Origin of the sequence: Paenibacillus sp. 598K (assembly GCF_003851045.1) — a bacterium.
Lineage (GTDB): Bacteria > Bacillota > Bacilli > Paenibacillales > Paenibacillaceae > Paenibacillus_D.
Genome location: NZ_BFBX01000451.1, coordinates 1 through 213, shown reverse-complemented (window position 1 = coordinate 213; position 213 = coordinate 1). Strand labels below are relative to the sequence as shown.

General features: G+C 68.1%; 1 protein-coding gene. It reads right to left on the bottom strand.

Annotated elements, in window-relative coordinates:
* Positions 1–213, bottom strand: a 213-nt coding sequence (locus PA598K_RS35730) for an AMP-binding enzyme (RefSeq protein WP_148092073.1), incomplete at both ends; no start/stop codon positions are given.

Sequence of the window (213 nt, the reverse complement as noted above, 5' to 3'; positions counted from 1 at the left end):
GCGCAGCACCTCATCGGGCGCGAGCCGCTCCGTCGCCGTCAGGTAAGCGCACAGATAATCCTCGGACGCCTCGTCGCGCCGCACGACGACCGCCGCCTCCTTGACCCCGGGATATTCGGCCAGCACATGCTCGATCTCCTTGAGCTCGATGCGGAAGCCCCGCACCTTGACCTGATCGTCGAGCCGCCCGGCGTACTCGATCGTGCCGTCCGG